11 protein-coding genes are annotated in these 14,823 nt (G+C 62.2%); 7 read left to right on the top strand and 4 right to left on the bottom strand.

Features of this window, described 5'->3' with window-relative positions:
- Positions 1-10 precede the first annotated feature (10 nt).
- The 4 genes from I41_RS09425 (at position 11) to I41_RS09410 (ending at position 3,300) form a co-directional block, all read left to right on the top strand.
- Entirely contained in the window at positions 11-1,132 is a 1,122-nt protein-coding gene (locus I41_RS09425; protein ID WP_145432306.1) for a Gfo/Idh/MocA family protein, read from the top strand.
- Between the two features lie 2 nt (positions 1,133-1,134).
- A complete protein-coding gene (locus tag I41_RS09420; protein ID WP_145432305.1) occupies positions 1,135-1,887 on the top strand; it encodes an AAA family ATPase in 753 nt (250 codons plus the stop codon).
- Positions 1,888-1,997: 110 nt separating this feature from the next.
- Positions 1,998-3,050, top strand: a complete 1,053-nt coding sequence (locus I41_RS09415; RefSeq protein WP_145431984.1) for an IS630 family transposase — start codon at positions 1,998-2,000, stop codon at positions 3,048-3,050.
- Between the two features lie 52 nt (positions 3,051-3,102).
- Entirely contained in the window at positions 3,103-3,300 is a 198-nt protein-coding gene (locus I41_RS09410; protein ID WP_145432304.1) for a hypothetical protein, read from the top strand.
- A gap of 326 nt (positions 3,301-3,626) precedes the next feature.
- Here the strand turns inward: I41_RS09410 and I41_RS09405 are convergent, their stop codons facing one another.
- Complete coding sequence (locus I41_RS09405; protein ID WP_145432303.1) at positions 3,627-4,772, bottom strand: aldose epimerase family protein; 1,146 nt, start codon at positions 4,770-4,772, stop codon at positions 3,627-3,629.
- A gap of 56 nt (positions 4,773-4,828) precedes the next feature.
- Between I41_RS09405 and I41_RS09400 the strand changes: the two genes are divergently transcribed.
- Together I41_RS09400 and I41_RS09395 are read left to right on the top strand one after the other, a co-directional pair.
- Entirely contained in the window at positions 4,829-5,059 is a 231-nt protein-coding gene (locus I41_RS09400) for a hypothetical protein (protein WP_145432302.1), read from the top strand.
- A gap of 125 nt (positions 5,060-5,184) precedes the next feature.
- Complete coding sequence (locus I41_RS09395; protein ID WP_145432301.1) at positions 5,185-6,789, top strand: MFS transporter; 1,605 nt, start codon at positions 5,185-5,187, stop codon at positions 6,787-6,789.
- 66 nt (positions 6,790-6,855) lie between these two features.
- On the opposite strand, the gene I41_RS09390 is transcribed toward I41_RS09395, so the two are convergent.
- The 3 genes from I41_RS09390 to I41_RS09380 all read right to left on the bottom strand — a co-directional run bounded on the left by I41_RS09390 (position 6,856) and on the right by I41_RS09380 (position 10,571).
- A complete protein-coding gene (locus I41_RS09390) occupies positions 6,856-8,055 on the bottom strand; it encodes a UDP-N-acetylglucosamine--N-acetylmuramyl-(pentapeptide) pyrophosphoryl-undecaprenol N-acetylglucosamine transferase (RefSeq protein ID WP_145432300.1) in 1,200 nt (399 codons plus the stop codon).
- A gap of 402 nt (positions 8,056-8,457) precedes the next feature.
- On the bottom strand, positions 8,458-8,979 hold the full coding sequence (locus I41_RS09385; protein ID WP_145432299.1) for a hypothetical protein: 522 nt from the start codon (positions 8,977-8,979) through the stop codon (positions 8,458-8,460).
- 116 nt (positions 8,980-9,095) lie between these two features.
- The gene (locus I41_RS09380) at positions 9,096-10,571 is read right to left on the bottom strand and encodes a Mur ligase family protein (protein ID WP_168206786.1); all 1,476 of its coding nucleotides are present in this window, start codon (positions 10,569-10,571) and stop codon (positions 9,096-9,098) included.
- A 528-nt stretch (positions 10,572-11,099) separates the two neighbouring features.
- Here I41_RS09380 and I41_RS09375 point away from each other — a divergent pair.
- Positions 11,100-14,798: an MFS transporter gene (locus I41_RS09375; protein ID WP_145432297.1), complete on the top strand. Its 3,699-nt coding sequence runs from the start codon at positions 11,100-11,102 to the stop codon at positions 14,796-14,798.
- The last annotated feature ends 25 nt before the right edge of the window (positions 14,799-14,823 follow it).

The raw sequence follows: 14,823 nt of genomic DNA, 5'->3' as shown, positions 1-14,823 counted from the left end.
GATCCTTCCCATGCCTGAACCAACTGACGTGGCGGCGAAGCCGCCGCAGAATGTGCCGAGCTTCTGCCTGCCGGCCCTGACGTATCAGCCGACGAATCCAAGGTCATACCGCCCAGGCATTGGCCTTGTCGGTTGCGGCGGAATCACGACCCATCACCTACGGGCCTATAGCGCAGCGGGTTATCGCGTCACGGCGCTGTGCGACGTGGTGAAGGAAGCCGCCGAGCGACGCCGGGATGAGTTTTATCCCGATGCGCAGGTGTTCACCGATTACCAGGAGCTATTGCAAAAGGCCGACGTTGAGGTCGTTGACGTCACCACGCACCCTGAAATCCGGGGACCGATCATCGCCGCTTGCCTCGAAGCGGGGAAGCATGTGCTGAGCCAGAAGCCATTCGTCATCGACATCGACGAAGGCGAGCGGCTGGCCGATCTCGCGGACAAACAGGGCGTCCTCCTGGCCGTGAACCAGAATGCCCGCTGGGCGCCGCACTTCAGCTACATTCGCGAGGCGGTCGAAGCCGACCTCATCGGCCAAGTCGCCTCGGTGCATTGCGGCGTGCACTGGGACCACAGCTGGGTCCGCGGCACCGTATTCGAGAAGGTTTATCACCTGATCTTGTACGACTTCGGCATTCACTGGTTTGATTTTCTTTCGACGGTGATGGGCAAGCAGCGGCCGCTGCGGGTTTACGCTTCGACGGCGATCTCGCCGACGCAAGACATCATGCCGGCGCTTCTCGGGCAGGCATCCATCGAGTACCCGCGGGCTCAGGCGACGCTGGTGTTCGACGGGCACGCCGCCCACAATCCGTGGGACGAAGCCTACGTCGCCGGTAGCCACGGCACGTTGAGGAGCTTTGGGCCCAATGTGAATCAACAGACCGTTGAGCTATCGCGCGACGGCGGCGACTATCGGCCGAAGCTGAGCGGGGCATGGTTTCCCGATGGGTTCCATGGGACAATGGGCGAGTTGCTGTGCGCGATCGAGGAGAAGCGTCAGCCGTCGAATGATGCGCGCAGCAATCTGCGGAGTCTGGAGTTGGCCTTCGCCGCGGTCGCCAGCGCGATGCGGCACGAGCCGATCGTGCCGGGGACGATTCGCAAGCTGCCCGATCCGCCGACGGGGTGACGATGGAACATCCGTACCAGCCGCACGTGGTCTACGTCACGCTCGATCGCTCGCGCGGCGATTTGGACTCTAACTGTGCGGCCGAGTTGCCGGCGATCAAGACGCTGCAACGTCTCGACCTCCATCCGCACGTGACGTTCTTCATCGGCGAGAACGGCAGCGGCAAAAGCACGCTGCTGGAAGCGATTGCCGTGGCCGACGGCTTCAACGCGGAAGGGGGGACGCGGAATTTTAACTTTAATTCGCGCGACTCCCACGCAGACTTGTTCAAGTGGGTGCAGCTGGGACGAAGTCCTCGCGGTCGCCGGCGGAGCGACGGCTTTTTTCTGCGGGCCGAGAGCTTCTACAACGTGGCGAGCGAAATTGAGAAGCTAGGGCTGGTCAGCCCGACAAGTCCGTACGGCGCCACGTCTTACCACGAGCAGTCGCACGGCGAATCGTTCATCGACTTGATGACCAATCGCCTCCGCGGCGACGGACTTAACTTGTTCGACGAGCCAGAGGCGGCCCTCTCGCCGCAGCGGCAACTCGCCTTTCTGGTGGCGATGCACGAACTAGTCAAGCGGGAATCGCAATTCGTGATCGCGACCCATTCGCCCATCATCATGGCCTACCCGAACGCCTGGATTTACGAGTTTGGGGCGAACGGCATTCAGCGCGTCGAGTATAAAGAGACCGAGCATTACCGGGTGACGCAAGCATTTCTGAATCGTCCGGAGCAGATGCTGCGGCAGTTGCTGGGTGAGTGCTCCTAGATCGAGCAACCGTGGTATAATACGCGTTCTAATTTGAAGTAGCGCGCCTCCTCTTGCGCCCGCCCAGTTTATCCATCATGCTATCGCAATCCCCTTTTTGAGAGGTTGCGATGGAGGTGAAGGGCCATTTGCCTCAGGCGGAACTCAAGCGTCTGGAACGCGTCGAGAAGGACGCCGACCGCGCCAAACGTCTGCGGATTGTGATTCTGGCGCAGGAGGGATGGACGGCTCCAGCCGTGGCGATGGCCGTGGGCCTGAGTCGCCGCATCTGCCAGCGATGGGTGCGTCGCTACAACGAACAAGGCCTGGCGGGCCTCAACGATCGACGCGGCCGCGAAGAGCGTTTGCCGCTGACGCCCCAACAACAGGACGAAGTTCGTCAGCGTCTCGACGCTGGCCCCACGGCGGAAGACGACGTCTGCTCGCTGCGCGGCAAGGACGTGCAGCGGATTCTGGCGCAGGAGTTCCATCTGCTCCGCTCTTTGGCCGGCGTGTATCACTTGCTACACCGGTTAGGCTACTCGTACCTCCGCCCTCGGCCGCGGCATCGCAAGGCGGACCCCGAAAAGCAAACGGAGTTCCTCCGTCAGTGGCCAGAACGCGTGCAAGCGATTGCCGCGGCGTATCCGACCAAACGTCTGCGGATCTACTTCCAGGACGAATCGCGGTTCGGCCAACAAGGAACGACCACGAACGTCTGGGCCAGGACCGGGTCGCGGCCGACGGCCATTCGTCAGACCGAGTATGAATATCTCTGGGTGCTGGGAGCGGTCTGCCCCGAGACGGGGCATGCCGAAGGGCTGCTCAGCCCGCAGCTCAATGCGAAGATCGTCAATGAGTTCCTCGCCCAGTTCGCTCGGACGATTCCCTCAGGCGAACATGCCGTGATGCTGTGGGACGGGGCCGGCTTTCACATCAGCCGCCAACTCCGCGTTCCCGACAACGTCACCGTCGTCACGCTGCCGGCCTACAGTCCCGAACTCAATCCGATCGAGAATTTATGGCACTATCTCAAGAGCCACTGCTGGAGCAACCGAGCCTACGACAATTACGACGCCCTCGAACAAGCCGCCGTCGACGCCTGGACGAAAGTGGCTCTCGACGCCGAACTCATGAAAACCGTCTGTGCCGCCACTCACCTCGATCGCGCTACTTCAAATTAGAACGCGTATTATTCAGTAAGGTTTTTTAAAACCGCTCAGTGGATTACCCAATATGCAACCAACGCCCCCATTGCCGATTCGCGATCAAGCGATGGAGATCGTGCAGTCTCTCCCGCCCGATGCGTCGTGGGACGAATTGATGTACCGGATCTATGTACGACAGACCATTGAGCGCGGCCTTGAAGACTCGACTGCCGATCGAGTCACTGAAGTCGCTGAGCTACGGCGGCAATTCGGACTGCCTGCATGAGAGTCGTCTGGACCGATGCAGCCCGAGCGCAGTTGCAAGGCATCCACGACTACGTTGCCGCTGATTCCGTTGGATGTGCGAAGCGTTTGGTGGAGCGCATCATTTGACGCTCCGAGCAACTCATCCAATATCCAGAATCTGGCGGAATCGTTCCCGAGTTCAACTCCGCCGAGATTCGGGAGGTGCTGGAGGGCGCTTACCGAATTGTCTAAAGGCTGAGAGCAGATCGAGTCGACGTGGTCGCGGTCGTTCACGGCGCGCGGCTGCTGCATGACGCTCCACCGGCCTGAATCAGCTCTAGTGACCGCGGCTTCGCGGGAGTTGGCCTACTTCTCCACCCCAAACGCATACACGCACGTGTGCGTGTATTCCTCGCCGGGACGCAGCACGCAATCGGTCCAGCCCTCGACCCCTTGCTTATTTGGCGAGTCGGGGAACACCTGCGTCTCCAGGGCGCACGCGCTGCGGTAAGGGTACGACTTGCCCCCCTTGCCCTTGTCGCCTTTGAGGAAATTACCGCCGTAGAACTGAATGCCTGGCTGATCGGTCATCACGGTCAGCGTGCGGCCCGACTGCGGGTCAACAAGCCTAGCGGCCTCGACCAGCTCGCCCTGCTTGGCGTCGCCCCGATTGATCACGAAGTTGTGGTCGTAGCCCAGGGTCGAGGTCTTGGTCAGCTGATCGACCCGCTTGCCGATGGCGGTGGGAGTGCGGAAATCGAGCGGCGTGCCGTCGACCGGCGCCAACTTGCCCGTGGTGATCAGCGTCTCGTCGACCGGAGTGTATCGGTCGGCGTTGAGCGTTAGCAAATGGTCGTTAATCGTCGGCGAGCCGGCGCCGCCGAGGTTGAAATAAGCGTGATTGGTGAGGTTGATCACCGTCGGCTTGTCGCTCTTGGCTGAGTAGTCGATCGTTAGTTCATTCTTGTCGTTGAGCGTGAACGTCACCTTCATTTCCTGCTTGCCGGGATAGCCCTCTTGCCCGTCGGGGCTCGTGTACGCGAACTCTACGCCGGAGACGCCATCCTTTTCGAACGGCGTGCCATCCCAGACGACCTTATCGAGGCTTTCGCCGTCGCCGCCGTGGAGGTGATTCGGGCCATCGTTGGCGAAGAGTTTGTACTCTTTGCCATCAAGCGTGAACTTCGCCTTGGCAATGCGATTGGCGTAGCGACCGGTGGTACAGCCGAAGTAGCCGTTGGCCTTCGACTCGTACCCCGCCATGTCGTCGAAGCCGAAGACCACGTCGGCGAGCTTGCCGTCGCGATCAGGAACGTCGACGCCGATGAGCGTCGCCCCGCGGCTGAGCAGCCGGACCTTCATGCCGTTCTTGTTGGTCACTTCAAAAACTTTTGCCGGAACGCCATCCTTGGTCTTGCCGAAATCGGTTTCGGTCACCTTGGCAAACGCAGCCGAGGCAATCATTCCCAGCGACGCAATGAACAACAAACTCTGTAGCGCAAATCGACGCATGATGAAAACTCCGCCGGAGGCTTGAGTAAAGATGCGAGCAACGAGCGAACGGCTCCGTGACGAGCAACGCCAATCGTCGTCGGCGTCCCATTAACATGCCAGTTGGCGGGACGCGGTGCAACGTTGCCGACGCCTCGGGGCATCCCGCCGCCAGGATGCCGCGCCGAGCCGACGCCCGACGTTCCCTCGCCATTGCCACCATAAAGACCGGCAAGATCGGCCGCCATGAGATTCTTTGCCAGGTCGAGGACGAGCGGGTTGCGCCGGCAGGCCGCTCGGCGACGTGAAAATTCTCATGATTCTCCGCGCGTTCTATAGCTTGGAGTCGCCACGCTAGCGGGCTATACTGCGTCGCAATCTCAAACTCTTCTCATTTTTCCGGCGCCCAGGCGTCCTTTTCGGCGAGGCATTGATGGCGGAGACCAACCACTCGGAGCGGCGGCTGTTCCTGGGGTGCTTCATCGCGCTGGTGGCGACCGCGTTTGGCTTCGCCGTTCGCGGAGCCGTGCTGAGCGACTGGGCTCTCCAATTCGGTCTGTCCGAAGAGCAAAAGGGAATTCTTAATGGCGTCGGTCTGGCCCCGTTCGCTATTTCCATCATCTTGCTCAGCCTGGTGATCGACCGGATCGGCTACGGCTGGATCATGGCGGTGGCGTTCACTGGGCACTTTGCGTCGTCGCTGCTCACGATCTTCGCGCCGAACTACCAGACGCTGTACATCGCGACGTTCATCTTCGGACTGGCTAATGGCGCCGTCGAAGCCGTGATCAATCCGGTGGTGGCGACCATCTATCGCAACAACAAGACTCACTGGCTCAACGTCCTGCATGCGGGTTGGCCGGGCGGCCTCGTGCTGGGCGGACTGTTGTCGATTGCCGTCTTCTTCGGCGGTACGCAGTTGGGCGACAAGTTGCCGGGGCATCTTTGGCAGTGGCAGATGGGCTTGCTGCTGCCGCCGATCATCGCCTACGGCCTGTTGTTGCTCGGGCAAAGCTTCCCGCAGCAGGAACGCGTCGAAGCGGGCGTGAGCTACCGTTCAATGCTCGAAGAGTTCGGCTGGGCCAGTGCGTACATCGTTTCTTTTCTCATCCTCATGGGAATCAGCCAGTTCGTTTCGATCTTTGCCGAACCAGGCAGCGCTCCGCTGCTGACGCCGAAGGCAGGACTCGTCTGGGCAATCGCGCCGGCAGTACTGTTCGGCGTCTTCATCCATTCGTTCGGCCGCCCGATGTTCGTGTTCCTGCTGGTGGTCATGATGTTACTGGCGACCACTGAATTGGGAACTGACGGCTGGATCCAGGACATTATGGGCTCGACGCTGCGAGACCCGGTCAAGGGAACGATGTTCTTGGTCTATACCTCTGCAATTATGTTTGTGCTGCGGTTCTTCGCGGGCCCGATTGTCCATCGCATTTCGCCGCTAGGATTGCTCGCCGTCTGCGCGGCGCTAGCGACGGTGGGGCTCTACTGGTTGGGGCACGCTGGCGAAGCCGTCTTCATGCTCATCCTCGCCGCCACGGTCTACGCCTTCGGCAAGACGTTCTTCTGGCCAACGACGCTGGGCGTCGTTTCAGAGCAGTACCCCAAGGGGGGCGCTTTGCTGCTCAATGCGATTTCTGGCGTCGGCATGATTTTCGCCGGTACGATTGGCTCGCCGGCGATTGGCACTGTTCAAGACCGCAATCTTGCCGCTGCCGTGGAACAAGCCCTGCCAGAGACATACCCTGAGCTGGCGACCACGACCAAAGGTCAGTTCTTCGATTTCCAAACGATCGACAAGGCAAAAATCGCCGCGCTTCCCGAGGCGACTCGCACGCAAGTCGAAGGCATCCAGCGAGAGACGAAGCAGTTGGCACTGGCCGACATCGCCGTGCTGCCAGCGATCATGTGCGTCTGTTATCTCGGGCTGATCATGTACTTCAAATCGCGCGGCGGGTACAAGGCACAAGTGCTCGCGGGGCACTCGGCTGACGACGGGAAGTTTACCGGCGGCGTTGCGGGGGCCATGGAGGCATAGCGACGGCTCAAACGGAGACCCCGAGGGATTCGACGCGTCCCCCTTTTACGAAGTAGCTAGGGACCGTTAGGCCGCCATTAATCCCGTGATGCTGCCGCCGCAGAGTTGGTCGGCGATCGCGCCGGCAATTTGCGACGCCGCTTGCGGCCGGGCCAGCTTTTGCATGTTGCGGCCCATCTCGGTCCGCAAATGATGGTCGGTGATCAGCGATTCGAGCTCGCGTGCCAACGCGGCGTCGAGGGCCCCCGTTTGCTGCGTTTCGTCGACCATGCGGCACGCCGAGGCCGCCGTGTAAACCTTTGCGTTGGCCGTCTGGTGATTGTCGGCCGCCAACGGGAACGGCACCAGCAGCGCCGGCACGCCAGCGAGCGCTAGTTCCGCCAGCGTCGTACCACTCGCCCGCGACACGACGACGTCGCTCGCAAATAGCACCGAGGCGATCTCGTCGATGTGCGTTACGGCGAGCGCCTTCATGCCGAGTTTTGCGTACCGCGATTCGGTCTCCTGCAATTGGCCGTCGCCGGTCTGGTGGACAATCTGCCAATCGTGCAGGCGATCGCCAAGCCGCTTGAGCGCGGCGGGAATGGATTCGTTGAGCGAGCGGGCGCCGCCGGAGCCGCCGAGGATTACCAAGCGATGTTGGCGCTTCGGACCCGTGGCGGTTGCGCCGCCCATGGAGCCGCCGGCCGTCACTGCAAGTCCGGCACGCACGGAGGCCGCCTGGCCGGCCGTCCGCTTGTAGAGATCTTCGAACACTGTGCGGCACGGGTTACCCGTGACGGTCACCGGCGCCTGAACGTGCAAGTGGGGGCGAACTTCCTCAAACGCCGCACAGACCATTGCGGCCGCGCGGGAAAGCCACCGCGTCGTGCGACCCGGGACCGCGTTCTGTTCGAGCAGCACGACCGGGATGCCGCGGGCCACGGCGGCGCGGACGACGGCGACGCTCGTCGAACCGCCAAGTCCGACGACCAGCGAGACGCGCTGTTCGCGCAACATCCAGCGAGCGGCGCAATAGCCGGCGACGTTATCGGTGACGAACCGCACCGCTTGCAGCGGATTGCGCGGCATCGGATGGGTCGGAATGGTCGAGTAGTGGTGCCCGGCGATCCGCACCGTGTGCCGCTCGCGCGCAGCCCCCGTGCCGGCGAACGTCACCAAAGCATTCGGCATAATGCGCCGCAGATGTTCGGCGACCGCCATGCCGGGAAAGAGGTGGCTCGCCGACCCGCCGCCGGCAAACAAAACGTGAGGGGTCGCGGCCATGAAGAACTCCTGGGCAGGGAAAAATCAGAAGGGGGAGGATGGAGGGAAGAAGGCGCTCGCAGTCAGCCTTCCGCCTTCCACCCTCCCCCTGCGTCCTTCCGCGTGGTTCCGCTGAGCAACCGGGGCGGCATTTGCACGCCGCCCCGGCGCTCAGACGTAGACTTCATCGTGAAGCACCCGCGCGAGCGACTGACCCAGAAGCCGCCCGCAGCAAGCTGTTATGCTCCTACCCCAGGGAGGGCGACCGGCATACGACCCCGCAATCGACGCCGATCAACGATGAAGTCTGAAATGGTTCCTTAAAAAGTTGGTCGGTTGTCAGTAGTCCGTGGTCAGTTGCTAAGGAAAACCTTCCATCAGTCGCAACTGACAACTGACCACGGACAACTGACGAATTTGGATTCAACCAGCAACGAGAAGTTCGCGTTCGAACCGCGTTTCCACTCGTTCGGCGAGCTTGTAACAGCTTTCCAAAGTCGTGCCAAGAGCAAGTATCGCGTCGCCGGCGACAATCGAGTCGGTCAGCACATTTCTTGCGGTGGCATCGTCGGTGCAGACCACGACGCGGCCGATCGATAGGCCCGCATCGCGCGCCGCAATCGCCAGTTCGCGAGCGCCGCTCCCGCAGGCGATCACCATGTCGGCGCGCCCGAGATCGACTAGCTTCCGACCCCAAACGCGCAGGTCGGCGTTCGGGGTCCGCGCGAGGTCGCTCGGATTGCACCACACCACGCGACGACGCACGGCGCGGAAGTCGCGCAGCGATTTCAACGCCGCATCCGCCGTGGCCGGCGTGCAGCTGGCGGCATGCATCAGCGTGGCGCCCGAAACGTTGATCAACGACACGGCCTCAGCGGCCGCGACAGGGCCAACGGCGAACGTCGCCGGATTGACGATCCCAGTAAATGAGTGCGATAGATCCATGTTTTTCATCTTGGCGAGCCTCGCTCGGTTTCAGGTCGCAAATAAGTGCGGCGAGAAAGCGTAGCTTGAAGATCGCTCTTAGGTACGGTAGGAGGAGTTGAAACGAATGAATTGATTCAGCCGACCAGTCGCAGCGTCGGCCGACTCGCCGCGTACAGCAATCCGCGGGCAATGTCGGCGTCCGCGGCGTCGGCGGCGCCAAAGGTGAAGTCGGTCGGAGTGCGACTGCCGGCAATGACGACGACGTCTCCATCCCCTGCCATCGCGACGGCCATCGCGATGGCATCGGTCCGGTCGGCGGCGATCTGCAGCTGGTGACGGTCGTGCTTGGCGGACTCAACGCCGAACCAGCCTTCGTGAAGCGATGCCACCGCGTCGGTCACGATGGTCACGTCCGCCATCTTCTCGAGGACGCCGCGAATCGCTTCCGACTCGCCGGCGGTGGCCGCCACATGTTCGCCCATCACGCAGATGACCCGGCGCCGCGACAAGGCCCGCGCCGTTCGCAACGTCGCGCGCAGCCCGCTGACCGTGCGGGCGGCGTCGACGAACACAGGAAAATCTTGGCCGCAGTCGACGCGCTCCATGCGAGCAGGCAGTTTCTTGACGCTTTCGATGCCCTGGGCAATCGTCTGAAACTCGATCCCATGCGCCAGCGCCACCGCCGTAGCCGCCAGACAATGCGTCACATGCTGACGGCCGACAATGGAAGTTCGCACCGCGGCGGAATCGGTTCCAGCGCTCAGGATGAACACGGTCTCGCACGCATTCTCTTCAACGACGACGCCGTTGATCTGCGCCTCGTCTCCCAGGCCGTAAGTCAGGGCGGGCCCGGCAATCTCGCCTAGCCAGCGACAAGACACCGGGTCGTCGGCGTTGACGATGGCCACTCCGGTGGCGGACAGGTAATCGAGGATGCGGCGCTGAGCGTCGCGGTAGTTCTTCACGCTTTGATGCAGATCGAGGCGCGCCGAGTCGATCGTCGTGGCCACGACGGTATCGAGTTCCATCCCCGCAAGCTTCAGTTCGGCCAGCGACTGACTGGTCACTTCCAACAACGCATGAGTGCAACCAGCCGCCTCCATGCGAGCGAGCCGGGCGGCGAGCATCGCGGGAGTGACGTCGTCGTCAATCCCTTCGCTGCGAGTCATCCCGTCGAAGGTCTTCAGCGTGCTCAACACGCCGACTTCGTAGCCGGCGGCGACGTAAATGGATTCGAGCAGCGCGATCGTGGCGGCCTTTCCTTGGTCGCCGACGACGCCGATGACGCGCATTCGCTGGCAGGGATGGTCGACCAGCGCCTGGCAAAGCTCGCCAAGCGCCACACGGGTATCTGCCACGTGATAAACCGGCGCCGAAAAGACCGGGATCGCGCGCTCGACAATCACGGCCGCCGCTCCACGCTTGACGGCGCGCTCGGCATAATCGTGGCCGTCGTGGTCGGCCGTAAGGACGGCGACGAAGGCGTCGCCTGGCTGAATGCGACGCCAATCGCTGGTGCAACTGGTGACGGTGGCTCCCTGGGCGCCGGTGCGGCAGGCGCCGGAAAATAGTCGGTCGAGAGCAACGCCGACAGCTTGATCGCGCGACATCGGGACAGGCCTCCTTGCCTGCGTGCCGGTCGCAGCCTTCCCGAGGGAGGGCCGCGGCGGCGACTCGGGTCTCGCGCCCCGCCAACGCGTTCGTTTAACGCCGGCCGAGCACTTGTCGCAGCGCGAGAATCCATTCTCGCGGCATTCGCACCCTCGCACGGAGCCCATCTTGGCGTCCGTTGCAGCCCCCTGGGCAGGGGATGCGGCAAGGGCGAGAGGAGTTGACCCGATCGTTTGGGGAGCGTCAAGGCGAGTTGAAAACCAGCCAGCAGCAGTCACTTCGACGAATCCCCCGGTCACCCCGAGGTACTCCGAGGGGTCCGCCCAGAGTCCCTCAAGAAAGCCCCCAAGCCCTCAGAAAGCCGGCGCTCTCAGACGCTTCCAGATTCCTCGCTCCGCTCGAAATGACGGTCGCCGCCACCGGCATGGCGCTGCCAGCAACTGCCCTCTGCCGCCGGAACTCTTTTCAGCTAAAGTAGTTCGTACCAGGCGGACCCTCTCAGCAATCTTTGACAGCTTTGACTCGACATGCATTCCGGCCCGATTGCCAGCGGTAGCAAGCATCTCGCTGCCGTCCCGCGCGAACGCTCGCTCGTTTCGAAAAGTTTTCTGGGGCTGTTGTTCACCCAGTTCCTCGGCGCGACGAACGACAACATTCTGCGCTGGCTCGTGATCGGCATCGGCAAAGACTACGCCGGAGTCAACGTCAGCAACCTGCTGGCGCTGGGGACGGCAGTGTTCGTCCTGCCATACATTCTCCTCGCCGCGCCGGCTGGGTACCTGGCCGACCGCTACAGCAAACGGCAGGTGATCGTCCTCTGCAAAGTGGGCGAAGGCCTCATCATGGCGCTGGCGATCGTCGCCATTCTCGTCGGGCATATCTGGCTGATGCTGTTGGTCTTGGGGCTGGCCGGCGCGCAAGCTGCGCTCTTCGGGCCGGCGAAACTGGGCAGCATCCCCGAAATGGTCGACGACAGTCGCATTTCCGCGGCTAACGGGTTGATCGGCCTGACGACCGTCTTCTCCACCATGGTCGGTACGTATGCCGGCAGTTGGTTGGCCGATTTCACGGGCGACAAGGGACAGGCACACTGGCAGTGGTCGGCGGTGGTGCTGTTGGGCGTCGCGGTAGCTGGGTGGCTGACCAGTCTACTCATCGCCAAGCTCCCCGCCGCCGACGCCACGCGCCGCTTTCCATGGGACATGGCTCAACAGAGCTGGCGCGACCTCAAGACGCTCGCCTATACGCCGGCGATGCTGCGGGTCGCCATGGGGATCATGTTCTTCTGGACGCTTGGGGCCCTGGCTCATCTCAACATCGACCAGTTCGTTTTCGAAGCCGGCGGCGGCAAGCAGACGCAAGTGGCGCCGCTGCTCGCGGCGCTGGTGATTGGCATCGGCGTCGGCAGCGTGCTGGCCGGCGTCTGGTCGGCAGGCCGCGTCGAGCTTGGCATCCTTCCGCTCGGCGCTCTGGGTCTCATCATTGCCCCCTTGTTGCTCTTCACGGTGGAGGGTGAGTTTTTCGAACCGAGCGGCGATTGGACGCTCAGCTACATCGTCGCGTGCCTGTTGCTGCTGCTGCTCGGCTGTTCGGCGGGACTCTTCGATGTGCCGCTGGCGTCTTACATGCAGCACTACAGTCCCAAAGATCGCCGCGGCTCCGTCCTGGCGGCGAGCAATCTGCTCACCTTTGGCGGCATGCTGATCGCCGCCCTCGCCTTTGGCGCCATGCGGATGCCGGTGCACGAAGGTTCGCTCGCCCATCTTCGCACGCAGTTTGCTGACAATCCGCAGAGGCTGGCCGAAGCCGAAGCCATGTGGGCCGACTTCAAAGCCCAGCGCGACGCGGGCGAATCAATTGACGTCCACCGCCTCACCGAAGAACGCCCCGAGCAGGCGGTCGTCATCCGCGAGGTCTACCAGGAGCTTGTGGGCCATCCACTGCTCACGGCGCGGCAGATTTTTCTCCTCTGCGGCATGCTGACCATACCGGTATTTATCTACATCATCGTCCTGATTCCACAGGCGACGATCCGCTTCATGGCGTGGTTGCTGACCCACACCTTTTACAAGGTTCGCGTTTTCGGTCGCAAAAATCTGCCTGAGGAGGGCCCCGCGCTGCTTGCGCCAAATCACGTCTCGTGGCTCGACGGCTTGCTGTTGGTCGCGGTGTCGCCGCGCCCCGTGCGGCTGATCGTCAGCCGCGGCTACATCGAGAAATGGTACATCCGCGGTCTAGCTCGGTTGATGGGCGTGATCCCGATTCTCGAATCTCCGAAGGCGCTCCGCTCGGCGATCGACACGGCCCGCGACGCCCTTAATAACGGCGAAATCGTCTGCATCTTCCCCGAAGGCCGGATCAGCCCCAGCGGCCAGTTGCAAACGTTCAAGCCCGGCGTCCTGGAAATCCTCAAAGGGTCGACGGCGGAGGTCATTCCGGTCTATCTCGACGAACTTTGGGGGAGTATCTTCAGCTTTCGCGGCGGCAAACTTTTCGCCAAATCGCCTGAACTGAGCCCCCGCCGCGTCTCGATCTGGTTCGGCGAGCCGCTCCACGAGCCGGGCAGCGCTTACGAAATTCGTAACGCGGTCCAGGCGCTCGGCGCTTTAGCAGTCACCCGCAGGAAACAGCGCGCCATGGTCCTTCCCCGCCTGATGATCCGCAAATGCCGCAAGGCGATGTTCCGTTGGAAAATCGCCGACTCGACCGGGCAGTCGCTCACGGGCGCCCAGATTTTGATGCGGGCACTCATCCTGCGGCGTCTGCTGTTGCGCGAAGTTTTCGCACCGCAAGTCGCCGACGAAAAATACATCGGCATTCTGCTCCCGCCGTCCAACGGCGCCGTGCTGGTGAACGCCGCCGTCACGCTCTGCGGTCGCGTCGCCTGCAACCTCAACTATACGGTCTCGGCCGAGATCATGAACAAGTGCATCGCCAAGGCGGGCATCAAGCATGTCCTCACCAGTCAGAAAGTGCTCGACAAGCTTGGCATGCAGCTCGACGCCAAGGTGATCCTGCTCGAAGATTTCAAAGACCGCGTCACCACGGCCGACAAGCTCACGAGCGCCGCGCTGGCCTACGCGATGCCCGCGCCGCTGCTCGATCGCATCCTCGGGTTGCACCGCATGAGCGGGGACGACGAGCTGACGGTCATCTTCACCTCCGGGTCCACGGGCGAGCCCAAGGGAGTGGTGCTCACCCACCATAACGTCGGTTCCAACGTCGAAGCCATTTTGCAGGCGGTCCACCTCCGCCGCGACGACACGGTGCTGGGCATCGTGCCGTTCTTTCATTCCTTGGGCTTCACGGTGACACTGTGGACGATCCTTGGCCTGGACGTCCGCTGCGCGTACCACTTTTCGCCGCTTGAAGCGCAGCAGATCGGCAAGCTCGCCAAGAAGTGGGACGCCACCGTGTTGCTGGCGACGCCGACGTTTCTGCGGAACTTCATCCGTCGCTGCGATCCGGCCGATTTCACTCACCTGGAAGTCGCCGTCGCGGGCGCCGAAAAGCTGCCGATTGCCCTGTGCGAGGCCTTTGAGGAACGCTTCGGCGTGCGTCCGGTCGAAGGGTACGGAACGACCGAGCTTTCGCCGCTGGTCAGCGTGAACATTCCGCCCAATCGGTCCCAGTCGAATGAAATCGATGCGAAGGAGGGAACGGTCGGCCGTCCCGTGGCGGGCGTCGCGGCGAAGGTCGTCGACCCTGAAACATTCGTAGACTTGCCGATTGAATCTCCCGGAATGCTGCTGATCAAGGGCCCCAACGTGATGAAGGGCTATCTCCACGAACCGGCCAAGACGGCCGAAGTGATTCGCGATGGATGGTACGTCACTGGCGACATTGCGAAAATTGATCGCCATGGGTTCATCGAGATCACCGGCCGCCTGAGCCGCTTCTCGAAAATCGGCGGCGAGATGGTCCCGCACCTCAACATCGAGGAAGAAATTCAGAACTTCGTGCAAGGCGCCAATCAGGATGAGCTCGTCGCCGTCGTGACCTCAGTGCCCGATGAGAAAAAGGGCGAGCGGCTGATCGTCGTCCATACGAAAATCGGCAAGACTCCTGCTGAGATCTGCGAGCATCTTAAAAAGATCGGGTGGCCCAATCTATGGATTCCGGGAACCGACAGTTTCCTGGAAGTGGCAGAGATTCCTGTGCTCGGCACGGGCAAGCTCGACCTCAAGGGCCTGAGCGACTTGGCGAAGAGTCGCTTCTGCATCTGAATAGGTATCTTCTGGTTCCCTCCCC

It is taken from the genome of Lacipirellula limnantheis (assembly GCF_007746075.1).
Lineage (GTDB): Bacteria > Planctomycetota > Planctomycetia > Pirellulales > Lacipirellulaceae > Lacipirellula > Lacipirellula limnantheis.
This window is presented reverse-complemented; position numbering and strand designations above follow the sequence as displayed.

Bases quoted from the DNA above. Each gene is read 5' to 3' on its own strand.
- I41_RS09425 (WP_145432306.1), top strand. From the start codon at position 11: ATGCCTGAACCAACTGACGTGGCGGCGAAGCCGCCGCAGAATGTGCCG.
- I41_RS09420 (WP_145432305.1), top strand. From the start codon at position 1,135: ATGGAACATCCGTACCAGCCGCACGTGGTCTACGTCACGCTCGATCGC.
- I41_RS09415 (WP_145431984.1), top strand. From the start codon at position 1,998: ATGGAGGTGAAGGGCCATTTGCCTCAGGCGGAACTCAAGCGTCTGGAA.
- I41_RS09410 (WP_145432304.1), top strand. From the start codon at position 3,103: ATGCAACCAACGCCCCCATTGCCGATTCGCGATCAAGCGATGGAGATC.
- I41_RS09405 (WP_145432303.1), bottom strand. From the start codon at position 4,772: ATGCGTCGATTTGCGCTACAGAGTTTGTTGTTCATTGCGTCGCTGGGA.
- I41_RS09395 (WP_145432301.1), top strand. From the start codon at position 5,185: ATGGCGGAGACCAACCACTCGGAGCGGCGGCTGTTCCTGGGGTGCTTC.
- I41_RS09390 (WP_145432300.1), bottom strand. From the start codon at position 8,055: ATGGCCGCGACCCCTCACGTTTTGTTTGCCGGCGGCGGGTCGGCGAGC.
- I41_RS09385 (WP_145432299.1), bottom strand. From the start codon at position 8,979: ATGGATCTATCGCACTCATTTACTGGGATCGTCAATCCGGCGACGTTC.
- I41_RS09380 (WP_168206786.1), bottom strand. From the start codon at position 10,571: ATGTCGCGCGATCAAGCTGTCGGCGTTGCTCTCGACCGACTATTTTCC.
- I41_RS09375 (WP_145432297.1), top strand. From the start codon at position 11,100: ATGCATTCCGGCCCGATTGCCAGCGGTAGCAAGCATCTCGCTGCCGTC.